Source organism: Pseudomonas sp. CFBP13508 (assembly GCF_005233515.1).
Taxonomy (GTDB): Bacteria; Pseudomonadota; Gammaproteobacteria; order Pseudomonadales; family Pseudomonadaceae; genus Aquipseudomonas; species Aquipseudomonas mercuritolerans.
Window position 1 is genome coordinate 459,659 of record NZ_QFZZ01000003.1, and the last position, 23,544, is coordinate 483,202.

Annotated in this window: 20 protein-coding genes; 8 read left to right on the top strand and 12 right to left on the bottom strand. The window is 61.0% G+C overall.

Annotated features, from left to right (window positions below):
* Positions 1–94: 94 nt before the first annotated feature.
* Positions 95–1,015 carry a LysR substrate-binding domain-containing protein gene (locus tag PspCFBP13508_RS10520; protein WP_137214390.1) on the bottom strand — a complete coding sequence of 307 codons (921 nt, stop codon included), beginning with the start codon at positions 1,013–1,015 and terminating at the stop codon, positions 95–97.
* A 159-nt stretch (positions 1,016–1,174) separates the two neighbouring features.
* Between PspCFBP13508_RS10520 and PspCFBP13508_RS10525 the strand changes: the two genes are divergently transcribed.
* The gene (locus tag PspCFBP13508_RS10525; protein WP_125925375.1) at positions 1,175–2,569 is read left to right on the top strand and encodes a NorM family multidrug efflux MATE transporter; all 1,395 of its coding nucleotides are present in this window, start codon (positions 1,175–1,177) and stop codon (positions 2,567–2,569) included.
* A gap of 78 nt (positions 2,570–2,647) precedes the next feature.
* On the opposite strand, the gene PspCFBP13508_RS10530 is transcribed toward PspCFBP13508_RS10525, so the two are convergent.
* Entirely contained in the window at positions 2,648–4,318 is a 1,671-nt protein-coding gene (locus tag PspCFBP13508_RS10530; protein WP_016772575.1) for a bifunctional diguanylate cyclase/phosphodiesterase, read from the bottom strand.
* 272 nt (positions 4,319–4,590) lie between these two features.
* Here PspCFBP13508_RS10530 and rep point away from each other — a divergent pair, with 272 nt between their 5' ends.
* The gene (gene rep, locus PspCFBP13508_RS10535) at positions 4,591–6,600 is read left to right on the top strand and encodes a DNA helicase Rep (protein WP_016772574.1); all 2,010 of its coding nucleotides are present in this window, start codon (positions 4,591–4,593) and stop codon (positions 6,598–6,600) included.
* 57 nt (positions 6,601–6,657) lie between these two features.
* Positions 6,658–7,230, top strand: a complete 573-nt coding sequence (locus PspCFBP13508_RS10540) for a xanthine phosphoribosyltransferase (RefSeq protein ID WP_016772573.1) — start codon at positions 6,658–6,660, stop codon at positions 7,228–7,230.
* Between the two features lie 132 nt (positions 7,231–7,362).
* Here the strand turns inward: PspCFBP13508_RS10540 and PspCFBP13508_RS10545 are convergent, their stop codons facing one another.
* From PspCFBP13508_RS10545 to dadA, 6 genes are all read right to left on the bottom strand, one after another.
* A complete protein-coding gene (locus PspCFBP13508_RS10545) occupies positions 7,363–9,285 on the bottom strand; it encodes an acetyl-CoA hydrolase/transferase C-terminal domain-containing protein (protein WP_137214391.1) in 1,923 nt (640 codons plus the stop codon).
* Positions 9,286–9,645: 360 nt separating this feature from the next.
* Entirely contained in the window at positions 9,646–10,059 is a 414-nt protein-coding gene (locus PspCFBP13508_RS10550) for a c-type cytochrome (RefSeq protein WP_130912302.1), read from the bottom strand.
* A gap of 181 nt (positions 10,060–10,240) precedes the next feature.
* Positions 10,241–10,789 carry a cupin domain-containing protein gene (locus PspCFBP13508_RS10555; RefSeq protein ID WP_016772566.1) on the bottom strand — a complete coding sequence of 183 codons (549 nt, stop codon included), beginning with the start codon at positions 10,787–10,789 and terminating at the stop codon, positions 10,241–10,243.
* Positions 10,790–10,877: 88 nt separating this feature from the next.
* Positions 10,878–11,951: an alanine racemase gene (gene alr, locus PspCFBP13508_RS10560; protein ID WP_137214392.1), complete on the bottom strand. Its 1,074-nt coding sequence runs from the start codon at positions 11,949–11,951 to the stop codon at positions 10,878–10,880.
* A gap of 93 nt (positions 11,952–12,044) precedes the next feature.
* Complete coding sequence (locus tag PspCFBP13508_RS10565) at positions 12,045–12,398, bottom strand: RidA family protein (protein ID WP_137214393.1); 354 nt, start codon at positions 12,396–12,398, stop codon at positions 12,045–12,047.
* On the bottom strand, positions 12,370–13,674 hold the full coding sequence (gene dadA / locus PspCFBP13508_RS10570; protein WP_122506211.1) for a D-amino acid dehydrogenase: 1,305 nt from the start codon (positions 13,672–13,674) through the stop codon (positions 12,370–12,372). Before dadA ends, PspCFBP13508_RS10565 begins: the two co-directional genes overlap by 29 nt.
* Positions 13,675–13,827: 153 nt before the next feature.
* Between dadA and PspCFBP13508_RS10575 the strand changes: the two genes are divergently transcribed.
* Positions 13,828–14,316: an Lrp/AsnC ligand binding domain-containing protein gene (locus PspCFBP13508_RS10575; protein ID WP_010465173.1), complete on the top strand. Its 489-nt coding sequence runs from the start codon at positions 13,828–13,830 to the stop codon at positions 14,314–14,316.
* 113 nt (positions 14,317–14,429) lie between these two features.
* Here PspCFBP13508_RS10575 and PspCFBP13508_RS10585 read toward each other — a convergent pair whose 3' ends face one another.
* The gene (locus PspCFBP13508_RS10585; RefSeq protein ID WP_123441968.1) at positions 14,430–14,783 is read right to left on the bottom strand and encodes a YkgJ family cysteine cluster protein; all 354 of its coding nucleotides are present in this window, start codon (positions 14,781–14,783) and stop codon (positions 14,430–14,432) included.
* 146 nt (positions 14,784–14,929) lie between these two features.
* Between PspCFBP13508_RS10585 and PspCFBP13508_RS10590 the strand changes: the two genes are divergently transcribed.
* Complete coding sequence (locus tag PspCFBP13508_RS10590) at positions 14,930–16,240, top strand: FAD-binding oxidoreductase (RefSeq protein WP_137214395.1); 1,311 nt, start codon at positions 14,930–14,932, stop codon at positions 16,238–16,240.
* A 133-nt stretch (positions 16,241–16,373) separates the two neighbouring features.
* On the opposite strand, the gene PspCFBP13508_RS10595 is transcribed toward PspCFBP13508_RS10590, so the two are convergent.
* Positions 16,374–16,616, bottom strand: coding sequence for a DUF1127 domain-containing protein (locus tag PspCFBP13508_RS10595; RefSeq protein ID WP_130912043.1), 243 nt, complete (start codon positions 16,614–16,616; stop codon positions 16,374–16,376).
* 175 nt (positions 16,617–16,791) lie between these two features.
* Between PspCFBP13508_RS10595 and PspCFBP13508_RS10600 the strand changes: the two genes are divergently transcribed.
* Both PspCFBP13508_RS10600 and PspCFBP13508_RS10605 read left to right on the top strand, forming a co-directional pair.
* On the top strand, positions 16,792–18,213 hold the full coding sequence (locus tag PspCFBP13508_RS10600; RefSeq protein WP_137214396.1) for a PLP-dependent aminotransferase family protein: 1,422 nt from the start codon (positions 16,792–16,794) through the stop codon (positions 18,211–18,213).
* Between the two features lie 61 nt (positions 18,214–18,274).
* A complete protein-coding gene (locus PspCFBP13508_RS10605; protein WP_137214397.1) occupies positions 18,275–19,843 on the top strand; it encodes a phospholipase D family protein in 1,569 nt (522 codons plus the stop codon).
* A 104-nt stretch (positions 19,844–19,947) separates the two neighbouring features.
* On the opposite strand, the gene PspCFBP13508_RS10610 is transcribed toward PspCFBP13508_RS10605, so the two are convergent.
* Both PspCFBP13508_RS10610 and PspCFBP13508_RS10615 read right to left on the bottom strand, forming a co-directional pair.
* Entirely contained in the window at positions 19,948–21,093 is a 1,146-nt protein-coding gene (locus PspCFBP13508_RS10610) for an MFS transporter (protein WP_137214398.1), read from the bottom strand.
* A 261-nt stretch (positions 21,094–21,354) separates the two neighbouring features.
* Complete coding sequence (locus tag PspCFBP13508_RS10615) at positions 21,355–22,848, bottom strand: aldehyde dehydrogenase (RefSeq protein WP_137214399.1); 1,494 nt, start codon at positions 22,846–22,848, stop codon at positions 21,355–21,357.
* 236 nt (positions 22,849–23,084) lie between these two features.
* Here PspCFBP13508_RS10615 and PspCFBP13508_RS10620 point away from each other — a divergent pair, with 236 nt between their 5' ends.
* Positions 23,085–23,447, top strand: a complete 363-nt coding sequence (locus PspCFBP13508_RS10620) for a cupin domain-containing protein (RefSeq protein WP_016772555.1) — start codon at positions 23,085–23,087, stop codon at positions 23,445–23,447.
* Positions 23,448–23,544 lie beyond the last annotated feature (97 nt).

Below are 23,544 nucleotides of genomic sequence, written 5' to 3' on the forward strand. Positions count from 1 at the left end.
CGGTTCCACATGCTCGTAGTCGGCGGTAAAACCGAATACTTGAGCGTGTTGCGTGGGCATGGCGCAGTGATGGCATTGTGCCGGCTCGAACGTTTCAGCTCAAGCGCTCTACTGTGGGCAGTCGCATGGCGCGGACTTCACCTTGCAGGAAGTCGCTGAGGCGGCGCAAACGTTCACCTCCCGGACGGGTTTTTGGCCACACCAGGTAATAATTCAGGCCACTGGCGACGGCGGTTGGCCAGGGCAGGCTCAAGCGCCCTTGTGCGACATCCTCGGCGACCATCAACAGATCACCCATCGAAACGCCGTAGCCGCGCGCCGCGGCGATCATGCCCAGCTCCAGCGTATCGAACACTTGCCCGCCCTTGAGCGAAACCTTATCGGACAGGCCCATGCGCTCCAGCCAACTGCGCCAATCGCGGCGATCCGGGGTCGGGTGCAGCAGTTCAGCAGCCGCCAGACGCGCTACATCCCAAGGTTGATCATTGAGCAGGTTCGGCGCGCCGACCGGAATCAATTCCTCGGGAAACAGCAGGCTCGCTTCCCAGTCCGGCGGGAAATGCCCGTCACTGAGCAAAACTGCGCAATCGAATGGTTCGTTGTTGAAGTCCACCGAATCGATATCCATCCATGCGCTGGTCAGTTGCACCTCATTGCCCGGCTGCAAATGGCGGAAGCGACTCAACCGCGCCAGCAGCCAACGCATGGTCAGGGTCGATGGCGCTTTCATGCGCAGGATGTCGTCCTCGGCGCGCAAGGTATTGCAGGCGCGCTCAAGGGCGGCGAAGCCTTCGCGGATACCGGGTAACAGCAGCCGCGCCGATTCGGTCAGTTGCAGGTTGCGCCCGCTGCGATGAAACAGCCGGCAGGCGAAGTGTTCTTCAAGAGTGCGCATGTGCCGACTGACCGCGCTCTGGGTGATCGACAGTTCTTCCGCCGCGCGGGTAAACGAGCTGTGTCGCGCTGCAGCTTCGAATGCGCGCAGGGCATACAACGGCGGAAGGCGTCGGGACATACACAAAGCTCCAATAGCGGGGATACAGCCAATTCGGCAGGACGATTCAGGATGAGTATTAATCATGCCACCCATCCTTTTTATCCCTTTGTGCAAAGCCTGCCAAGCGCCGAGAATCGACGCTCTTCTGCTTCCTCTGATATTTGGGTGGTGATGACCATGCAGCATCCTGTGCGTACCGAACTCTGGGCCATTCTGCGGCTGGCGGGGCCGCTGATTGCTTCGCAGTTGGCGCACATGCTGATGGTGCTGACCGACACCCTGATGATGGCGCGCCTCAGCCCCGAAGCGCTGGCCGGTGGCGGCCTCGGTGCCGCGAGCTACTCGTTCGTGTCGATTTTCTGCATCGGCGTGATTGCAGCGGTCGGCACACTGGTGGCGATCCGTCAGGGTGCCGGCGACATCATCGGTGCCGCGCGCCTGACCCAGGCCGGGTTGTGGCTGGCCTGGCTGATGGCCCTCGGCGCCGGGCTGTTGTTGTGGAACCTCAAACCCGTGTTGCTGCTGTTCGGCCAAACCGAAACCAACGTCAACGCCGCCGGGCAATTTCTCATCGCCCTGCCCTTCGCCCTGCCCGGCTACCTGAGCTTCATGGCCCTGCGCGGTTTTACCAGTGCAATCGGCCGGGCGACGCCAGTGATGGTCATCAGCCTCGCCGGTACGGTGGCCAACTTCCTGCTCAACTACGCGCTGATCACCGGCATGTTCGGCCTGCCACAACTGGGCCTGACCGGTATCGGTCTGGTCACGGCGATTGTCGCCAACTGCATGGCACTGGCGCTGGCCTGGCATATCCGCCGGCATCCGGCGTATGACGCTTATCCGTTGCGCGCCGGTCTGTCGCGGCCGAACCGGCAATACCTGAAAGAACTGTGGCGTCTGGGCCTGCCGATTGGCGGCACCTATGCGGTGGAAGTCGGGCTGTTTGCCTTTGCCGCGTTGTGCATGGGCACCATGGGCAGTACGCAGATGGGCGCGCATCAAATCGCCCTGCAGATCGTGTCGGTGGCCTTCATGGTCCCGGCCGGGATGTCTTACGCCATCACCATGCGCGTCGGCCAACACTATGGCGCCGGGCAATTGGTCGATGCGCGCATGTCCGGGCGTGTCGGCATCGCCTTCGGCGCCGTGGTGATGCTCGGTTTTGCCCTGGTGTTCTGGCTGTGGCCGAACCAGTTGGTCGGCCTGTTCCTCGACCACAACGATCCGGCGTTTGCCGAAGTGATCCGTCTGGCGGTGAGCCTGCTGGCCGTAGCGGCGTGGTTCGAGCTGTTCGACGGCACGCAGACGATTGCCATGGGCTGTATTCGTGGGCTCAAGGATGCCAAGACTACGTTTCTCGTGGGGCTCGCTTGCTATTGGCTGATCGGCGCACCAGCGGCGTGGTGGATGGCGTTCCATCTCAATTGGGGGCCGACGGGCGTCTGGTGGGGTCTGGCGTTGGGCCTGGCGTGCGCGGCGGTGAGCCTGACGCTGGCGTTCGAATGGAAGATGCAGCGGATGATTCGGCGCGAGCCAGTTGCAGAGAGGTTCGAGGCCATCGGCGCGGATTAAGATCAAAAGATCGCAGCCTTCGGCGGCTCCTACAAAGGAACACATTCCAAGGTAGGAGCTGCCGAAGGCTGCGATCTTTTAAATGGCTTCCACCGAAGCCTGCTGACTGGCTCCAAAGGTCAGATATTCCACCAACTCATCCAGCGGCAGCGGTCGGCTGATCAGGTAACCCTGCACCTGATCGCAGCCGAACCCGCGCAGCAACTCCAGTTGCTCCGGCGTCTCGACCCCTTCCGCGACTACTTCCAGATGCAGGTTGTGCGCGAGGTTGATCATCGCGTGCACCAGTTTGCGGTTCTCTTCGCGCTGTTCCATGCCGCCGACAAAACTCTTGTCGATCTTCAACAAGGTGATCGGCAGGCTGTTGAGGTGCACGAACGAGGAAAACCCGGTGCCGAAATCGTCCAGCGAGAAGCGCACACCGAGGCGGCCGAGGGCGTCCATGGTTTGCTTGACCAGATCGCTGCGCCGCATCACCGCGGTTTCGGTCAGTTCGAATTCCAGCCACTGCGCTTCGACGCCGCGCTCGGCAATCAGGCGGCTGAGCGTCGGCAGCAACTGGCTGTCCTGAAACTGGCGGAACGACAGGTTGATCGCCATGTGCAGCGCCGGCAGCCCCTGCTCGCGCAAGGCCTGCATATCGCGCAAGGCGCGGGAAATGACCCAGTAGCCCAGCGGCACGATCAGACCGCTCTGCTCGGCCAGAGGCACGAATTCGCTCGGTGGCAACAGACCGCGCTCGCCATGACGCCAGCGCACCAGCGCTTCGAGGCCGACAATCTGGCCGTCTTCAAGATTCAGGCGTGGCTGGTAATGCAGTTCCAGCTCATCGCGGCGCAAAGCCCGGCGCAGTTCGCTTTCGAGGTCGGCCATGCTGCGCGCGTTGCGGTTGATGCGTTCGTTGAAGATATGAAAGGTGCAGCCCTGTGTGCTCTTGGCCTGCTGCATGGCTATATGGGCGTGCCACATCAAAGGATCGGCACCGCCATTGGCGCGGGCGTGGGCGATGCCGAGGCTGGAGCCGATCAGCAGGCTTTCGCCGTCAACCCAATAAGGTTCGGCCAACGCCTCAGTAATGCGTTCGGCCATCCACTCGGCGCGTTGCGGCGCGCGGCGGGTATCGATCAGCAGAGCGAATTCATCGCTGCCCAGCCGTGCCAGTTGATCGCCGGCCTCCAGCTGACTTTTCAGCCGCGCGACGACCTGCAGAATCAGACGATCCCCGGCCTGATGCCCGAGGGCGTCGTTGGCATGGCGAAAATTGTCGAGATCGAGATGGCCGAGGGCGAGACCGCGACCGTCGCCTTCGGCAAGGCGCGCCGTGAGCAGAGTCTGGAAGCCCTGACGGTTGGCGATACCGGTCAGCGGGTCCTGTTCGGCGAGGCGCTGAAGAGTGTTTTCCAGCACGCCGCGCTCGCGCACATGGCGCAGGCAACGCTGGAGCATGCCGGCGTCGAGGGCGTCGAACACCAGCCAGTCGCTGACACCGACCGGCGCGGTGGCCGGCTCGTGCTCCAGCAGCAGAACGGTCGGCAGGCTGCAACGCCCGGGCGGCGGCTGCAACGCTGGCAGGGTCAGCAGTACCGCGTGGCGGTTGTCTTCGAACAGGCGGCTGACCGAATCCCAGTTCGGCGCGCTGATCAGCACCGCCGCGCTCCCCATCGGAGCCAGACACTCACGCAACAACGCTGTCCACGCTGGCTCTTCGGCCAGTAGCAGCAAACGCAAGGGTTCGACAGGCGTAGACAAGCTGACTCCCTAGACTCTGCAATGATGTAGGCGGGGCATTATGCCGGTGTGCTGAACAATGACCAATGCGTTGTCTGATGACAACGGCATCGAAACGTTATTTTGTGTCACGAATGAGAACATTAGCCGCAAAATCCCCGCGTATCCTGCGTGAAAGTAACAAAACCGGCAAATCTGAATCGCGCGCTGCGTCACAAGTCGGACAGAGCAGCAGAAATCGCTGAGCCTGTTAAAATGCCGGCCCATTTCGTCAACGACTCCCGAATTTTCGTATGTCCCGACTCAATCCCCGGCAGCAAGAAGCCGTGAACTACGTCGGCGGCCCTCTATTGGTGCTCGCCGGTGCTGGCTCCGGCAAGACCAGCGTGATCACGCGCAAGATCGCGCACCTGATCCAGAACTGCGGCATTCGCGCCCAGTACATCGTCGCCATGACCTTTACCAACAAGGCCGCGCGCGAGATGAAAGAGCGGGTCGGCACCCTGTTGCGTGCCGGCGAAGGGCGCGGCCTGACCGTCTGCACCTTCCACAACCTGGGCCTGAACATCATCCGCAAGGAGCATGCGCGGCTGGGCTACAAACCCGGTTTCTCGATCTTCGACGAGACCGACGTCAAGGCCCTGATGACCGACATCATGCAGAAGGAATACGCAGGCGACGACGGCGTCGACGAGATCAAGAACATGATCGGCGCCTGGAAAAACGACCTGATCCTGCCCGCCCAGGCCTTGGAAAACGCGCGCAATCCCAAAGAACAGACCGCTGCCATCGTCTACACCCACTATCAGCGCACGCTCAAGGCGTTCAACGCGGTGGACTTCGACGACCTGATCCTGCTGCCGGTAAAACTCTTCGAAGAACACGCCGACATTCTCGAAAAGTGGCAGAACAAGGTGCGTTACCTGCTGGTCGACGAATACCAGGACACCAACGCCAGCCAGTATTTACTGGTGAAGATGCTCATCGGCAAGCGCAACCAGTTCACCGTGGTCGGCGACGACGACCAGTCGATCTACGCCTGGCGTGGCGCGCGCCCGGAAAACCTGATGCTGCTCAAGGACGACTATCCGTCCTTGAAAGTGGTGATGCTCGAGCAGAACTACCGCTCCACCAGCCGCATCCTGCGCTGCGCCAACGTACTGATCTCGAACAATCCGCACGAATTCGAAAAACAGTTGTGGAGCGAGATGGGCCACGGCGACGAGATCCGCGTGATCCGCTGCCGCAACGAGGACGCCGAAGCCGAGCGCGTGGCCATGGAAATCCTCAGCCTGCATTTGCGCACCGATCGCCCTTACAGCGATTTCGCCATTCTTTATCGCGGTAACTACCAGGCCAAGCTGATCGAATTGAAGCTGCAACACCATCAGGTGCCGTATCGCCTGAGCGGCGGCAACAGCTTCTTCGGTCGCCAGGAAGTGAAGGACCTGATGGCCTACTTCCGCCTGATCGTCAATCCGGATGACGACAACGCCTTCCTGCGCGTGATCAACGTGCCACGCCGCGAGATCGGCTCGACCACCCTGGAAAAGCTCGGCAACTACGCCACCGAACGCAAGATCTCGATGTACGCCGCCACCGACGAAATCGGCCTGGGCGAACATCTCGACAGCCGCTTCACCGATCGTCTGGCGCGCTTCAAGCGCTTCATGGACAAAGTCCGCGAGCAGTGCGCCGGCGAAGATCCGATCTCGGCGCTGCGCAGCATGGTCATGGACATCGACTACGAGAACTGGCTGCGTACCAACAGCTCCAGCGACAAGGCTGCGGACTACCGCATGGGCAACGTCTGGTTCCTGATCGAGGCGTTGAAAAACACCCTTGAGAAGGACGAGGACGGCGAAATGACCGTCGAGGACGCCATCGGCAAACTGGTGCTGCGCGACATGCTCGAGCGCCAGCAGGAAGAAGAGGACGGCGCCGAAGGCGTGCAAATGATGACGCTGCACGCCTCCAAAGGGCTGGAATTTCCCTACGTGTTCATCATGGGCATGGAAGAGGAAATCCTCCCGCACCGGTCCAGCATCGAAGCCGACACCATCGAGGAAGAACGCCGCCTGGCCTACGTGGGCATCACCCGCGCCCGCCAGACCCTGGCCTTCACCTTCGCTGCCAAGCGCAAGCAGTACGGTGAAATCATCGACTGCGCGCCGAGTCGCTTTCTGGATGAGCTGCCGCCAGACGATCTGGCCTGGGAAGGCAACGACGACACCCCGACTGAAGTCAAAGCCGTGCGTGGCAATAGCGCATTGGCCGACATACGCGCGATGTTAAAGCGCTAGAATCGACTACTTTTTAATCTACCTTCGGCGCCCATCGCGCCAACAGAGGAAGCTGTTGTGGAAGCACTGCACAAAAAAATCCGCGAAGAAGGCATCGTGCTTTCCGATCAGGTCCTGAAAGTCGACGCTTTCCTGAACCACCAGATCGACCCGGCCCTGATGAAGCTGATCGGTGACGAATTCGCCGCACTTTTCAAGGATTCCGGGATCACCAAGATCGTCACCATCGAAGCTTCAGGCATCGCTCCGGCAATCATGACCGGTCTGAACCTCGGCGTGCCGGTGATCTTCGCCCGCAAGCAACAGTCGCTGACCCTGACTGAAAACCTGCTCTCGGCGACCGTCTACTCGTTCACCAAGAAGACCGAAAGCACCGTGGCCATCTCCCCGCGCCACCTGACCAGCAGCGACCGCGTGCTGATCATCGACGACTTCCTGGCCAACGGTAAGGCCTCGCAAGCGCTGATCTCGATCATCAAACAGGCCGGCGCCACCGTTGCCGGTCTGGGCATCGTCATCGAGAAGTCGTTCCAGGGCGGCCGCGCCGAACTGGACTCGCAGGGCTACCGCGTTGAATCGCTGGCCCGCGTGCAATCGCTGAAGGATGGCGTCGTTACCTTCATCGAGTAACCAGCGGCACCGAGTTACCCCTGTGGGAGCGAGCCTGCTCGCGAATGCATTGTGTCAGTCACCCTGTTGAGTGAATGACACACCGCTTTCGCGAGCAGGCTCGCTCCCACAGTGGGTTCTGGGGGTGGTCAGTTACTGCGCGGTGGCTTTCAGGCCTGTGAGCAGCAGGCGCTGAAACAGGTCTTCTTTCAACCCCTCCGGGTTTGTGAGCTGCATCCGCTCAAGATGTTCCGGGAACGCTGAAGCCTCCGGCGCATCCAGCGCTGCCTTGCCCAATTCCAGAATCTCGGTCAGCTTGAACTTGCTCTTCAGCCAGTTCAGCGCCCGCAGCAGATCCCGTTCAATCGCAGTGAAATCACAGCCCAGCGGATACTCCGGAAACAGGTTCGGATGCCGTGCGGCAATCGCCTGCAAGCGTTGCGGTGTGTTATCGGCAAACCGTGGATCGATACGGAAATCCTTTGGCAGCTTGCCGACTTTCTGCGCCTGCTCGATCAACCCCGGCTGGAACCGAGAATCGCTGATGTTGAGCAGCGCTTCGATCACCGCTGCGTCGGATTTTCCGCGCAGGTCGGCGATGCCGTACTCGGTGACGACGATGTCGCGCAGGTGCCGCGGGATCGTGCAGTGGGCGTAGTCCCAGACGATATTGGAGCTGACCTCGCCGCCGGACTCGCGCCAGCTGCGCAGGATCAACATCGATCGCGCGCCCTCCAGCGCATGGCCTTGGGCAACAAAGTTGTACTGGCCGCCAACCCCGCTGAGCACGCGTCCGTCTGCCAATTGATCAGCCACGCCGGCGCCGAGCAGAGTCATGGTGAACACGGTGTTGATGAAGCGCGCATCGATGCGCTGCAAGCGCTTGAGCTCTTCCTGGCCGTACAGCTCGTTGATGTAGCTGATGCGGGTCATGTTGAATTCAAGCAGCTTGCTTTGCGGCAACTCGCGCAGCCGCTCATAGAAACTGCGCGGGCCAAGGAAGAAGCCGCCGTGCACCGAGATACCGTCGGGCTGCGCGGCTTCGTCGAGGGTACCGGCATTGGCCTGCTCCTGGGTCGGCACATCCGGATAGACCTTGCGCCGAATGATCCCGGCATCCGCCAATACCAACAGCCCGTTGACGAACATCTCGCTGCAACCGTAAAGGCCTTTGGCAAATGGCGCGGTGCCGCCCTCGCGCTGGATCAATTGCGCCCATTGGCTGAGGTTGATGTCATCGAGCACCGCCTGATAACCGGCGTTATCGGCCTGACGGGCAAGTAGCGCAGCAGTCAACGCATCCCCCATCGAGCCGATACCAATTTGCAATGTGCCGCCATCGCGCACCAGCGTACTGGCGTGCAAGCCAATGAAATGATCCTGAAAGCCCACCGGCATGTTCGGCGTGGAAAACAGCGTGCAGCTGTCCTTCTCGTCGATCAGCAGATCAAACGTGTCGATGTCGACTTCCGCATCGCCGGGCATGTACGGCAGATCCGTATGCACCTGGCCGACCAGCACAATGGTCTCCCCCGCCTCGCGGCGCTTGGCGATCATCGGCAACAGGTCGAGGGTGATGTCCGGGTTGCAGCTCAGGCTTAAGCGATCAGGGTGTTCGCTGCTGCTGGCGAGCAATTGCGCCACCAGATTGAGACCCGCTGCGTTGATGTCGCGAGCGGCATGGCTGTAATTGCTGCTGACGTAATCCTGCTGCGCCGGCGCGCTGTTGAGCAGACTGCCAGGCTGCATGAAAAACTGCTGGATACGGATGTTGTCGGGCAGGCTGTCGCGCTGCAGATCGGCGAGGAAATCGAACTCCGGATAATCACCAAACACCCGCTCTACAAAGGGCTCGATAAAGCGCTTCTGCAAGCCATCGCCCAGATTCGGCCGACCGAGGCACAGCGCGGTATAGATCGTCAGCTGCCGCTCGGGCAGGTCCTTGATGCGCCGGTACAGCGCGTTGACGAAGTGATTCGGCTTGCCCAGCCCCAGCGGCAAGCCCAAGTGGATGTGCGCAGGCAAGCGCGCCAGTACGTCGTCCACCGCCTGTTCGATCGAACACAACTGCACCATCTGAAGCCTCCCGCCCGTTCCGTTGATAGGGGTAGACCGAGATTGCCTTGAGTTTGCTGCAAAGGACAGCTTCAGAGTGAATGTGCGCTGTTCTTCAAATATTTATCCGACTCGAAATTGTTGCCCTCACCCTAGCCCTCTCCCGGAGGGAGAGGGGACTGAATGGGGAATATTTGGGAGGTACGCCGACTTGAAATAGCCCTACTGAATCCATAATCGACTCAATCTTTCAGGTCGATGTCCGACGCAAGACACCTCGGTCGGCCCCCTCTCCCTTCGGGAGAGGGCTGGGGTGAGGGACTCTTGAACCGCAGGCGCAAAAAAACCGTCCGAAGACGGTTTTTTCAAAGCCGCCGCTGATTACAGACCGGACATCTCTTTGATCGCACCCTTGAGCTCTTCATCGGAGCAATCGGCGCAGGTGCCTTTTGGTGGCATGGCGTTGATGCCGGTGATGGCCTTGGCGAGGATGCCGTCCAGACCACCCTGATGATCGGCCCGCTCCTTCCAGGCTGCCTTGTCGCCGATCTTCGGCGCGCCAAGCAGGCCCGTGCCGTGGCAAGCGTTGCAGTGCTTGGCGATCACGTCTTTAGGTGCCTTCGCCCCGCCACCGCCGCCAGCCGTCGCGGCCACTTCCATGCCTTTGCATTCCTGCCCTTGAACACACACCTGGCCGACGGGCTCGAGGCGTTTGGCGATGTCGTCATTTGTCGCAGCTTGAGCGCTGACAGCCCATAGGGCCACTACGGTTGCTGGTGCAGCCAGCATTTTCATAATTAGGTTCACGCGTTCACCCTCAATGGTGGCTATTCACGCCTGCGGCCACGGTTCGCAGGCGGGCGCAAGTATAGCGGGTAGGCCGCTGTACTGAAACAACCCCATGGTTAGAGGGGTCTTGTTGCCCATCGGTAAAACGGTTCTGGGGCCTTTGCCGTATTGGCCTGGCGCCTTCTGCTTAGAAATTCGCCGGTGTGGCTGCGCTGATTAGTCGCGCCGGCACGTCGAACGGGTTACGGAAACGATGCGGCTTGGTACTTTCAAAATAGTAGCTGTCGCCGGCTTCGAGGATAAAAGTTTCCAGACCCACCACCAGTTCGAGGCGGCCTTCCACCAGAATCCCGGTTTCCTCGCCCTCGTGGGTGAGCATTTCTTCGCCGGTGTCGGCGCCCGGCGGGTAGATTTCGTTGAGGAAGGCGATGGCCCGGCTCGGGTGGGCGCGGCCGACCAGTTTCATGGTCACGGCGCCGTCGGAGATGTCGATCAGCTCGTTGGCCTTGTAGACGATCTGGGTCGGTTGGTCCTGCAGGATCTCTTCGGAAAAGAACTCGACCATCGACATGGGAATGCCGCCGAGCACCTTTCTCAGCGAACTGATCGAAGGGCTGACGCTGTTCTTTTCGATCATCGAAATGGTGCTGTTGGTGACGCCCGCGCGTTTGGCGAGTTCACGCTGGGAAAGCCCTTTGAGCTTGCGGATCGATTGCAGTCGTTCACCGACGTCCAAGGCGGGAGCCTCCTGATGTTGTAAGAATATTGAGCGTTATCATGGCGACAGCGTTCAGTATTTACAACACTTGCCCCCCGCAGCGGCGTCAACCCTCGGAATAGAGCCTTGGCACACGTTTCAGGTTGCAGAAGATCTGATACGGGATGGTCTCGGCCCACTTCGCCACGTCGCTGGCGAGAACATTTTTACCCCACAGCTCGACAGTTGAACCAAGCCCCGCTTCCGCTACGTCGGTCAGATCGATGCAGAGCATGTCCATCGACACGCGCCCCAGCAAGCGGCTGGGTTTGCCAGCCACCAGCACGGATGTGCCGGTCGGTGCCTGGCGCGGGTAGCCGTCGGCGTAACCCATGGCGACCACGCCGATGCGCATCGGCTTGTCGGTGATGAATCTGGCGCCATAACCGATCGGTTCGCCGGCCGGCAATTCACGCACACTGATGACTTTCGACTCGAGAGTCATCACCGGTTGCAGGCGTTCAGCGACGGCGTTGGCTTCTTCGAACGGGGTCGCGCCGTAGAGCATGATGCCCGGGCGTACCCAATCGCTTTGGAATTCTGGCCAACCGAGCACAGCTGGCGAGTTGCGCAGGCTGACTTCCGCCGCCAGACCCTGACGCGCCGCTTCGAACACCGCCACCTGCTCGGTACTGCTCTGCGCATGCAATTCATCAGCGCGAGCGAAGTGGCTCATCAATACGATTTTCGCCACTTTGCCGCTGGCCAGCAGACGCTGATAGGCCGCTGGATAATCTTTCGGATGCAGGCCGACGCGGTGCATGCCGGAATCGAGCTTGAGCCATACCGTGATCGGTTTGCTCAGGACTGCCTGCTCGATCGCTTCGAGCTGCCACAGCGAATGCACCACGCACCAGAAATCATGCTCGACGATCAGCGCTAGCTCGTCAGCTTCGAAGAAGCCTTCCAGCAGCAATACCGGTGCGCGAATCCCGGCGGAACGCAGCTCCAGAGCTTCTTCGATACAAGCCACGGCAAAACCATCCGCCTCGGCTTCCAGCGCCTGGGCGCAACGCACCGCGCCATGGCCATAGGCGTCCGCCTTGATCACCGCGAGCGCCTTGGCGCCGGTGACTTCACGGGCAATTCGGTAGTTGTGACGCAGGGCTTGAAGGTCGATCAGGGCACGGGCAGGACGCATGGCGGCAGACTTCTGGGCGGTCATGGGAAGAAAAACCGGCGCTGACTGACGACGTGAACCGCCAACAGCACCGGGAGAGGGATCTTGGGAACGTTATGGCAGCGCGGCGACGATGGAGATCTCCACCAGAATGCTCGGCTTGGCCATCTTCGCTTCGACGGTGGCGCGGGCCGGCGCGGCGCCTTTGGGCAGCCACTGGTCCCACAGCGCGTTCATCCCGGCGAAGTGCGCTTCGATGTCATTCAAATAGATCGTTGCCGACAACAGATGCTGTTTGTCCGTCCCGGCCAGATCGAGCAGACGTTCGATATTGGCGAGCACGTCGCGGGTCTGCTGTTCAATTCCGGCGTCGAAGTCGTCGCCGACCTGCCCGGCCAGATACACGGTGCCGTTGTGGCTGACGATCTGACTCATGCGCTCATTGGTGAGCTGGCGCTGGATTGACATGTTTTGCGGACTCCTGGGTCTGGTTGCCGTAACGGGAAATATCGAGGCCTTCAGCGCTGATCTGCGGCTTTTTCTTCGCCATCAGGTCGGCGAGCAAACGGCCGGAACCGCAGGCCATGGTCCAGCCAAGCGTACCGTGACCGGTGTTGAGGAACAGATTCTTGAACGGCGTGGCGCCAACGATCGGCGTACCGTCCGGCGTGGTCGGGCGCAGGCCGGTCCAGAAACTCGCTTCGGCCAGATTGCCGCCCTGAGGATAAAGGTCGTTGACGATCATCTCCAGGGTTTCGCGCCGACGCGGGTTCAGCGACAGGTCAAAACCGGCGATCTCGGCCATGCCGCCGACGCGGATGCGGTTGTCGAAACGGGTGATCGCGACCTTGTAGGTCTCGTCGAGAATGGTCGACGTTGGCGCCATGTCCGGGTTGGTGATCGGCACGGTCAGCGAGTAGCCCTTGAGCGGATACACCGGGGCCTTGATGCCCAGCGGCTTGAGCAGTTGCGGCGAGTAGCTGCCCAGTGCCAGCACGTAGCGGTCAGCGGTTTCCAGCTTGCCGTCAATCCATACCCCGTTGATGCGATCACCGGCGTAGTCGAGTTTCTGGATGTCCTGGCCAAAACGGAATTCCACGCCGAGCTTGCGCGCCATTTCGGCGAGACGGGTGGTGAACATCTGGCAGTCGCCGGTCTGGTCGTTGGGCAGACGCAGCGCGCCAGCGAGAATGTCAGTCACGCCTGCCAGCGCCGGTTCGACGCGGGCGATGCCGGCGCGGTCAAGGACTTCAAACGGCACGCCGGATTCTTTCAGCACCGCGATGTCTTTGGCGGCGTTATCCAGTTGCGCCTGAGTACGGAACAACTGCGTGGTGCCGAGGCTGCGGCCTTCGTAGGCGATACCGGTTTCGGCGCGCAATTCATCGAGGCAGTCACGGCTGTACTCGGACAGACGCACCATGCGCTCCTTGTTCACCGCGTAACGGCTGGCAGTGCAGTTGCGCAGCATTTGCGCCATCCACAGGTATTGGTCGATATCGGCGGTGGCCTTGATCGCCAATGGCGCGTGGCGCTGAAGCAACCACTTGATGGCCTTGAGCGGCACGCCCGGCGCGGCCCACGGCGAGGCGTAACCCGGCGAGACCTGGCCGGCGTTGGCGAAACTGGTCTCCATGGCCGCAGCAGGCTGCCGGTCGACCACCACCACTTCAAACCCGGCACGGGCCAGATAGTAAGCACTGGCGGTACCGATGACGCCGCTACCCAAGACCATGACGCGCATTTTCAATCCCTCATCGCGGCTTTTCGCCGAACGGTTTGTTAGAGCAATGATGGGCGCAGTTTAAAAAAGAAATGCCAGTGCTTTTCACTATATAAGCGCCTATATTTGGCGACAATTCTCGGCAAAAACCCTTTTCACGGAGGCGCATCCCCTATGCGTACCAACACTCAGACCAAACGTGAGCTGGACAAGATCGACCGCAACATCTTGCGCATCCTCCAGGCGGACGGGCGGATTTCCTTCACCGAACTCGGAGAAAAGGTCGGCCTCTCGACCACGCCGTGCACCGAGCGCGTGCGGCGTCTGGAGCGCGAAGGGATCATCATGGGCTACAACGCCCGGCTCAATCCGCAGCATTTGAAGGGTAGCTTGCTGGTGTTCGTTGAGATCAGCCTCGACTACAAATCCGGTGACACATTCGAAGAGTTCCGACGCGCGGTGCTGAAGCTGCCGCATGTGCTGGAGTGTCATTTGGTGTCAGGGGATTTCGACTATCTGGTGAAGGCGCGGATTTCCGAGATGGCCTCGTACCGCAAACTGCTGGGCGACATTCTCTTGAAGCTACCGCATGTGCGTGAATCGAAGAGCTATATCGTCATGGAAGAGGTGAAAGAGAGCCTGTGCCTGCCGATTCCGGACTGAAATCGTCGGCGTCCCCTTCGCGAGCAGGCTCGCTCCCACATTTGAAATGCAATCTCCTGTGGGAGCGAGCCTGCTCGCGAAGAAGTCGACTCGGTCTGAACTGAACGCAACGGCTAAACCAACACCTGCCGATTCGCCGCCATGTACTCGAAAATCTGCTTCTCCACCCGTGGATGAATCAACTCCACCGGCCGCCGCTCGTTCGGGCATGGCAAGGTCTTGGTGGTGCCAAACAAGCGGCAGATCAGCGGCCGCTCTTCATACACCGTGCAACCATTCGGCCCCAGGTGCACACAGTTGAGTTCTTCCAGCGCGGCATCCTGTTCGGCGCGGGTCTTGCGCGGCAGCCGGGCCATTTCCTCGGGCGAAGTGGTCACCGGCCCGCAGCAGTCGTGGCAGCCCGGCACGCAGTCGAACGTGGGGATCTGCTGACGCAGGTTGCGGATTTTCTGGCTGTTGCAGCTCATCGAAACGGTGACCAAAGTGGCGGGCTGATGATTGTGCCGCAAAAGCCCGGATCCAGACACCGCAGGACGACCGATGTTGCCCACGTTCGGGCGTGCGGCTTATGCTCCGTCAAATTTTCTCGACACTCAGCCGTTGGATGATGCCCATGACCGCCCGCGCCCAGACCACCGCGAGCCAACCCCACGTTGCCTCTTATTACGCCGCCAGCAGCCTGCCGCAGCCTGACCATCCCGTGCTGCAAGGCGAGGTGGTGGCGGATGTCTGCGTGGTCGGTGGTGGATTTTCCGGGCTGAATACGGCGCTGGAATTGGCCGAACGCGGTTTCAGCGTGGTGTTGCTGGAAGCGCACCGGATCGGCTGGGGCGCCAGCGGTCGCAATGGTGGGCAACTGATTCGCGGTGTCGGTCACGGCCTCGATCAGTTCGCCAATGTCATCGGTGCCGACGGGGTGCGCGAGATGAAACTCATGGGCCTTGAGGCCGTGGAGATTGTTCGCCGGCGCGTCGAGCGTTTCAGTATTGCCTGCGACCTGACCTGGGGCTATTGCGATCTCGCCAACAAGCCTTCCGATCTCGACGGTTTTGCCGAAGATGCCGAAGAGTTGCGCGGCCTCGGTTACCGCTACGAAACCCGCCTGTTGCAGGCCAGTGAAATGCACACCGTGGTCGGTTCCAAGCGCTATGTCGGCGGCTTGATCGACATGGGCTCCGGACATCTGCATCCGCTGAATCTGGCGCTGGGCGAAGCGGCAGCGGCGCAGCAACTGGGCGTGCAGTTGTTCGAGCGTTCGGCGGTGACGCGCATCGATTACGGCCCTGAAGTGAAGGTGCACACGGCGCAGGGATCGGTGCGGGCCAAGACGCTCGTGCTGGGCTGCAATGCCTATCTCAATGACCTCAACCCGCAACTGAGCGGCAAGGTGCTACCCGCCGGCAGCTACATCATCGCCACCGAACCGCTGAGCGAAGAGCAAGCGCACAACCTGCTGCCGCAGAACATGGCGGTCTGCGACCAGCGGGTGGCGCTGGATTACTACCGGCTCTCGGCGGATCGACGTTTGCTGTTCGGCGGCGCGTGTCATTACTCGGGACGCGATCCGAAAGACATCGGCGCCTATATGCAGCCGAAGATGCTTGAAGTGTTCCCGCAACTGGCCGGGGTGAAAATCGATTATCAGTGGGGCGGGATGATCGGCATCGGTGCCAACCGCCTGCCGCAGATTGGCCGGCTCGCCGAGCAGCCGAACGTGTATTACGCCCAGGCGTATTCCGGGCATGGGGTGAATGCCACCCACCTGGCCGGTAAGCTGCTGGCCGAGGCAATCAGCGGGCAGCATGGCGGCGGCTTTGATCTGTTCGCCAAGGTGCCGCACATCACCTTTCCCGGCGGCAAGCACTTGCGCTCGCCGTTGTTGGCGTTGGGGATGTTGTGGCATCGGCTGAAAGAGTTGGTCTGAGGGTATCTCGGCGGCCCTTGATCCGCTTTCGCGAGCAGGCTCGCTCCCACAGTAAACGCGTTTATTCAGGCAGCACGCGGTCACTGTGGGAGCGAGCCTGCTCGCGATGAGGCCCGCAAGAACAATACATATCTCAGATCCGCCAAAACGGCTTCAACCCCTCCTCCCTTGCCTGCTCCCGCGTCAGCCCGACATCCTTGAGCTGCTCCGGCGTCAGTCCCAGCAACGCTTTGCGCGTGTGCAGACGATGCCAGAACAGATCCCAGCGACTGAGGCCGGATGGTGCGTTACGCAGCAGATTGCGCGCGCTGTCCTTCTGCCCTGCCGCCAGTTCCTGACTGTGTAACGTCAGCCGCACATCGCTCAAGCCGTTCATTTTCGTTGCTCCTGTTTACTTGGGTAGCCAGAGATTCCATGATGCGCGGGCGGGAAAAACCATTACAGACTCAACGAACCTGTATTAACTCCATACAGATTTGCCGATTCACTGACTGAATGACTGATTTTTGCCGCATCTGTACTGGTTTCCACCAAGACGCACCGAGGCCGTCATGACTCTGTATGTAAACCTCGCCGAATTGCTCGGCACTCGCATCGAACAAGGCTTCTATCGCCCCGGCGATCGTTTGCCGTCAGTGCGCGCCTTAAGCGTCGAACATGGAGTCAGCCTGAGCACGGTGCAGCAGGCGTATCGGGTGCTTGAAGACAGCGGCCTCGCCACGCCAAAACCCAAGTCCGGCTATTTTGTGCCGGTCAGTCGCGAACTGCCGGAATTGCCCGCGGTCGGCCGTCCGGCGCAACGGCCAGTGGAGATTTCGCAGTGGGACCAGGTGCTGGAATTGATCCGCGCCGTACCGCGCAAGGACGTCGTGCAATTGGGCCGTGGCATGCCCGATGTTGGCTCACCTACCATGAAGCCGCTGCTGCGCGGACTGGCGCGTATCAGTCGCCGGCAGGACATGCCTGGTCTGTATTACGACAACATCCACGGCAACCTCGAACTGCGCGAACAGATCGCACGGCTGATGCTCGATTCCGGCTGTCAGTTGAGCGCCAGCGATCTGGTCATCACCACTGGCTGCCACGAAGCCCTGTCCACCAGCATCCACGCGATTTGCGAGCCGGGCGACATCGTCGCGGTGGACTCGCCGAGCTTCCACGGCGCCATGCAGACCCTCAAAGGCCTGGGCATGAAAGCCCTGGAAATCCCCACCGACCCGCTCACCGGGATCAGCCTCGACGCCCTTGAACTGGCGCTGGAACAGTGGCCGATCAAGGCCATTCAGCTCACCCCAAACTGCAACAACCCGCTCGGCTACGTCATGCCCGAATCGCGCAAACGCGCGCTGTTGACGTTGGCCCAGCGTTTCGATGTGGCGATCATTGAAGACGATGTGTACGGCGAACTGGCCTACACCTACCCGCGCCCGCGCACGATCAAATCCTTCGATGAAGATGGCCGCGTGTTGCTCTGCAGCTCGTTCTCCAAGACCCTCGCGCCGGGGCTGCGCATCGGCTGGGTGGCGCCGGGCCGATATCTCGAGCGAGTGCTGCACATGAAATACATCAGCACCGGATCCACCGCGCCACAACCGCAGATCGCCATCGCCGAATTCATCAAGGCCGGCCATTTCGAGCCGCACTTGCGGCGCATGCGCATGCAGTACCAGCGCAACCGTGACGCGATGATCGATTGGGTGACGCGCTACTTTCCCGCCGGCACCCGCGCCAGTCGCCCACAGGGCAGCTTCATGCTCTGGGTGGAGCTGCCGGACGGTTTCGACACGCTGAAACTGAATCGCGCGCTGCACGATCAGGGCGTACAGATTGCTGTCGGCAGCATCTTTTCCGCCTCGGGCAAGTACCGCAATTGTCTGCGGATGAACTACGCTGCCAAACCAACAGCGCAGATCGAAGAAGCGGTGCGCAAGGTCGGCGCTGCGGCAATCAAACTGCTCGCTGAGACCGACTGACCTTTTTTGCGCGCCCGGCGTCCAAATTGCCGACCCCAGCCGCCAACCGGAACGATCCTACGTGAGCTTCAGACAGCCCTTACTCGCTTCACTGATACTCGCCTCGTTCCTCAGCGGCTGCGCCAGCCTCGATGTGCCGCGCGAACCAAGCCAGGCCCTGCCGGCGTCGGACTCCAGCTTCGGCCGTTCGATTCAGGCTCAGGCCGCGCCCTACAAAGGGCAGTCGGGGTTTCGCCTGCTCTCCGACAGTGGCGAGGCGTTTACCGCCCGGGCCGAGCTGATTCGTCATGCCCAGGTCAGCCTCGATTTGCAGTACTACATCGTCCACGACGGCATCAGCACGCGGATGCTGGTGGAGGAAGTGCTCAAGGCGGCCGACCGTGGCGTGCGCGTGCGCATCCTGCTCGACGACACCACCAGCGACGGCCTCGACCAGATCATCGCCACCCTGGCGGCGCATCCGCAGATCCAGATTCGTTTGTTCAATCCGTTGCACCTGGGGCGCAGCACCGGCGTAACGCGCGCGGCCGGACGACTGTTCAATCTGTCCGTGCAGCACCGGCGCATGCACAACAAACTGTGGCTGGCGGACAACAGCGCGGCCATCGTCGGCGGGCGCAATCTGGGCGATGAATATTTCGACGCCGAACCCAACCTGAATTTCACCGACATCGACATGCTCAGCATCGGCCCGGTGGCCGAACAGCTCGGACACAGTTTCGACCAGTACTGGAACAGCGCGCTGAGCAAGCCGATCGACGAATTCCTCTCCAGCCAACCGACTGCCGCCGACCTGCAAAACACGCGCACGCGCCTGGAAGAATCGCTGGAAGAAACCCGCAAGCAGAACCACGCGCTCTATCAACAGTTGATGAAATTCACCACCGACCCGCGCATGGACATCTGGCGTAAAGAGCTGATCTGGGCCTGGAACCAGGCGCTGTGGGATGCGCCGAGCAAGGTCCTGTCCAAGGGCGAACCGGATCCGCATCTGCTGCTGACCACGCAACTGGCGCCGGAGCTGACCGGTGTCAGCAAAGAGCTGATCATGATTTCCGCCTACTTTGTGCCCGGCCAGCCGGGGCTGGTCTACCTGACCGGGCGCGCCGATGCCGGGGTCTCCGTGAGCCTGCTGACCAATTCACTGGAGGCCACTGACGTGCCGGCGGTGCATGGCGGTTACGCGCCCTATCGCAAGGCGTTGCTTGAACACGGGGTGAAACTTTATGAACTGCGCCGCCAGCCTGGGGATAACTATGGCAGCGGGCCGCGAGTGTTCTACAGCAAGTCGTTTCGCGGTTCGGATTCGAGTTTGCACAGCAAGGCGATGATCTTCGACCGGCGCAAATCGTTTATCGGCTCATTCAACTTCGACCCGCGCTCAGTGCTGTGGAACACCGAAGTCGGCGTGCTCGTCGACAGCCCGGAACTGGCCGAGCACGTGCGCGCACTGGCGTTGCAAGGCATGGCGCCGACCTTGAGTTATCAGGCGAAACTCGAGGACGGCAAGGTCGTCTGGGTCACCGAAGACAACGGCCAGATGCACACCCTGACCAAGGAGCCGGGGAGCTGGTGGCGGCGCTTCAACTCGTGGTTCAGCACCAACGTTGGCCTGGAGCGGATGTTGTGATCCTTCGTGGGAGCGAGCCTGCTCGCGAAAACGGTTTCACATCCAGCAAATGAGCTGACTGGCGCACCGCTTTCGCGAGCAGGCTCGCTCCCACAAGAATGCGCTCAGGCTGCTTCCGCCGTTGTGCCAAAGGCCCCTTGGCGCAACAACAAAAGCACCAGGCCAAACGCCCCCGCCGCCATCAGCAGCGGCAACGCATGCCCATTGATCCACTGACTCCCCGCCCCCGCCGCCAACGGCCCGACCAGACAACCGACACCCCACAACTGCGCGATATGCGCATTGGCGCGAACCAGCGCATCGTCTCGATAACGCTCGCCAATCAGAATCAGCGACAGGGTGAACAAGCCGCCGGCACTGGCGCCGAACAGCACCCACAACGGCCAGATCAGCAGCGTGTCGAGCAACATCGGAATGGCCAGACTCGACAGCATCAATACCACCGCGCACCCGGCGAACAGCGTGCGCCGCGACAGGTAATCGGCCAATGCGCCGATCGGCAATTGCAGCAGCGCATCGCCGACCACCACGGTACTGACCATGGCCAGCGCGATTTCGGCGGTGAACCCTTGTTGCAGGCAGTACACCGGCAGCAGTGTCAGGATCATCGCCTCGAACGCGGCGAACAACGACACCGCCCAGGCAATCGCCGGCAACTCGCGGGCGAAGCCCCACAGATCGCCAAAGGTCACGCTGTTGGCCTCACTGTTCGGCGCACCGCTGCGCCCCAGCAGCAGCAGGGGCGAGAGCGTGAGCAGGCCGACCCCGACCCAGAAACCGTAATCATGCTCGGTACCGAGCGCCCCCAGCAGCAACGGACCAGACAGTTGGCTCAACGCATAGCTGCTGCCATACAGCGCGACCAGTCGCCCACGCCACCGCTCGACCACCAGTTGATTGATCCAGCTCTCGCCGAGGATGAACACGATGGTCAGGATCACCCCGATCAGCAGGCGCAGCAGTAGCCAGATCGGATAACTTGGCAGCAGCGCCAGCAGGCCGATCGACAGTGCCCCGGCCCAGAGGCACAGTCGCATCAGGTTCGCCGTGCCGAAATACGCGGCGAGATGGCTGGAAATCTTCGCCCCCAGCAGCACGCCGATTGCCGGCATGGCTGCCATCACGCCGATGGCGAACGAGCCATAGCCCCAGCCCTCCAGACGCAACGACACCAGCGGCATGCTGACCCCCAGGGCCAGGCCGACACTCAAGACAGACGCCAACACGGCGAAATACGTCGCCCACCGCATGTTCCACGCTCCTGTGGATATTCTTTTTGTATTCACCCAAAACACTGTGGGAGCGAGCCCCTGTGGCGAGGGGATTTATCCCCGTTGGGTCGCGCAGCGGCCCCAAAACCTGCAACCACGATGTATCAGGTACACCGCGTGCAATGGTTTAGCGACTGCTTCGCAGCCGAACGGGGATAAATCCCCTCACCACAGAGGCTCGCTCCCACAGGGGATCTCTGTAGGTTCGAGAGCCTGATTAACTCAGGCTCTCTTAATGAATTACAGCTTGATCCACGTCGCCTTCAGCTCGGTGTACTTGTCGAAGGCATGCAGCGATTTGTCGCGACCGTTGCCCGACTGCTTGAAGCCACCGAACGGCGCGGTCATGTCGCCGCCATCGTACTGATTGACCCACACACTACCGGCGCGCAAAGCCTTGGCGGTCAGGTGTGCCTTGGAGATGTCCTGGGTCCACACCGCTGCGGCCAGACCATATGGCGTGTCGTTGGCGATCTGGATGGCTTCTTCGGCGCTGTCGAAAGCGATCACCGACAACACCGGACCGAAAATCTCTTCCTGGGCAATCTTCATCGCGTTGCTCACACCATCGAAAATGGTTGGCTCGACGTAAGTGCCACCGGTCTCCTGGAGGATGCGCTTGCCGCCGGCGACCAGTTTGGCGCCATCGCTATGGCCGGATTCGATGTACGACAGCACGGTGTTCATCTGCTGGGTATCGACCAGCGCACCGACGTTGGTCGCCGGATCCAGCGGATTGCCCGGCCTCCAGGCTTTCAGCGCCTCGATCACCATTGGCAGGAATTTGTCCTTGATCGAACGCTCGACCAGCAGGCGCGAACCGGCGGTGCACACTTCGCCCTGGTTGAAGGCGATGGCGCTGGCGGCGGATTCAGCGGCGGCCTGCAGGTCCGGCGCATCGGCGAAGACGATGTTCGGGCTCTTGCCACCGGCTTCCAGCCAGACGCGCTTCATGTTCGATTCGCCGGCATAGACCATCAACTGCTTGGCAATCTTGGTCGAGCCGGTGAACACCAGCGTGTCGACATCATTGTGCAGACCCAGCGCCTTGCCCACGGTGTGGCCATAGCCCGGCAGTACGTTGAGCACGCCTTTGGGGATCCCGGCCTCAATGGCCAGCGCAGCGATGCGGATGGCGGTCAGCGGCGACTTTTCCGACGGCTTGAGGATCACCGAGTTACCGGTCGACAGCGCCGGGCCGAGTTTCCAGCAGGCCATCATCAGCGGGAAGTTCCACGGCACGATAGCGCCAACCACGCCCACCGGCTCACGGGTTACCAGCCCCAGTTGATCATGTGGAGTCGCGGCGACTTCGTCGTAGATCTTGTCGATCGCTTCACCGCTCCAGCTCAAAGCCTGCGCCGCACCCGGTACGTCGATGTACAGCGAATCGCTGATCGGCTTGCCCATATCGAGTGTTTCCAGCAGCGCCAGTTCTTCGGCGTGCTGTTTCAGCAGGCTGGCGAAGCGGATCATGGTGGCTTTGCGCTTGGTCGGCGCCAGGCGCGACCAGACGCCGGAATTGAAAGTGGCGCGGGCGTTTTCCACGGCACGGTCGGCATCAGCGGCATCACAGCTGGCGATCTTGCCGAGCAGACGGCCATCGACCGGGCTGATGCATTCGAAGGTTTCGCCGGAGACGGCGTCGGTGTATTCGCCATTCAGGAAGGCGCGGCCTTCGATTTTCAGATCGCGGGCGCGTTGTTCCCAGTCGGCACGAGTCAGGGTGGTCATTCGGGTGTCCTCCTCTTATTGAATACGAGCACCGCAAGCGCTGCGGCGCTGTTCAAGAATTCTGCCCGGCCAGCCTGCACTTTCGGCCCGAGGCACCCGCCACCCTAAACCAGCGACCGGGTTTGTTTCAATATATTTGACATAAGCTGGCCATACGGCCTTGCGGTGTTCATTTTAATAAACATAGACTTTGGCCCATTCCAGCCAACGCGCCGTCATTAGCGGAGAAAACAACAATGAACATCCAGAACGTCGTCGACATCAGCCTCGCCAGCAGCGAAGCCGAGCGCTATCGACCGGACCCGGCGAAAGTGCTAAAGGGCGATCCTGAGCAGGCGGTGTTTCATCAATACGACAGCCCTTGTGGGCAAATGGGCGTGGGTGTGTGGGAAGGCGCGGTGGGTCAGTGGACGGTGAATTACACCGAGCATGAGTACTGCGAGATTCTGCAGGGGGTTTCGGTGTTGCGTGACAGCGATGGCAATGCCAAGACCTTGCGCGTTGGCGATCGCTTCGTGATTCCGGCGGGGTTTCGCGGAACCTGGGAAGTGCTGGAGGCTTGTCGCAAGGTTTATGTGATCTTTGAACAGAAGGCTTGAGTCTTTGCGCTGATTTTATCGGCCTCTTCGCGAGCAGGCTCGCTCCCACATTCGAACGCATTTCATTGTGGGAGCGCAGGACAGGCAACACCAAATC

Excerpts from the sequence above, each read along its gene's own strand:
- PspCFBP13508_RS10550 (WP_130912302.1), bottom strand. The coding sequence starts at position 10,059 with ATGAAAATGCTGGCTGCACCAGCAACCGTAGTGGCCCTATGGGCTGTC.
- PspCFBP13508_RS10520 (WP_137214390.1), bottom strand. The coding sequence starts at position 1,015 with ATGTCCCGACGCCTTCCGCCGTTGTATGCCCTGCGCGCATTCGAAGCT.
- PspCFBP13508_RS10575 (WP_010465173.1), top strand. The coding sequence starts at position 13,828 with ATGCGTACCAACACTCAGACCAAACGTGAGCTGGACAAGATCGACCGC.
- PspCFBP13508_RS10565 (WP_137214393.1), bottom strand. The coding sequence starts at position 12,398 with ATGTCAATCCAGCGCCAGCTCACCAATGAGCGCATGAGTCAGATCGTC.
- dadA (WP_122506211.1), bottom strand. The coding sequence starts at position 13,674 with ATGCGCGTCATGGTCTTGGGTAGCGGCGTCATCGGTACCGCCAGTGCT.
- PspCFBP13508_RS10610 (WP_137214398.1), bottom strand. The coding sequence starts at position 21,093 with ATGCGGTGGGCGACGTATTTCGCCGTGTTGGCGTCTGTCTTGAGTGTC.
- PspCFBP13508_RS10595 (WP_130912043.1), bottom strand. The coding sequence starts at position 16,616 with ATGAACGGCTTGAGCGATGTGCGGCTGACGTTACACAGTCAGGAACTG.
- PspCFBP13508_RS10525 (WP_125925375.1), top strand. The coding sequence starts at position 1,175 with ATGCAGCATCCTGTGCGTACCGAACTCTGGGCCATTCTGCGGCTGGCG.
- PspCFBP13508_RS10620 (WP_016772555.1), top strand. The coding sequence starts at position 23,085 with ATGAACATCCAGAACGTCGTCGACATCAGCCTCGCCAGCAGCGAAGCC.
- PspCFBP13508_RS10615 (WP_137214399.1), bottom strand. The coding sequence starts at position 22,848 with ATGACCACCCTGACTCGTGCCGACTGGGAACAACGCGCCCGCGATCTG.
- PspCFBP13508_RS10590 (WP_137214395.1), top strand. The coding sequence starts at position 14,930 with ATGACCGCCCGCGCCCAGACCACCGCGAGCCAACCCCACGTTGCCTCT.
- PspCFBP13508_RS10585 (WP_123441968.1), bottom strand. The coding sequence starts at position 14,783 with ATGAGCTGCAACAGCCAGAAAATCCGCAACCTGCGTCAGCAGATCCCC.
- alr (WP_137214392.1), bottom strand. The coding sequence starts at position 11,951 with ATGCGTCCTGCCCGTGCCCTGATCGACCTTCAAGCCCTGCGTCACAAC.
- PspCFBP13508_RS10545 (WP_137214391.1), bottom strand. The coding sequence starts at position 9,285 with ATGGTGCAGTTGTGTTCGATCGAACAGGCGGTGGACGACGTACTGGCG.
- PspCFBP13508_RS10600 (WP_137214396.1), top strand. The coding sequence starts at position 16,792 with ATGACTCTGTATGTAAACCTCGCCGAATTGCTCGGCACTCGCATCGAA.
- rep (WP_016772574.1), top strand. The coding sequence starts at position 4,591 with ATGTCCCGACTCAATCCCCGGCAGCAAGAAGCCGTGAACTACGTCGGC.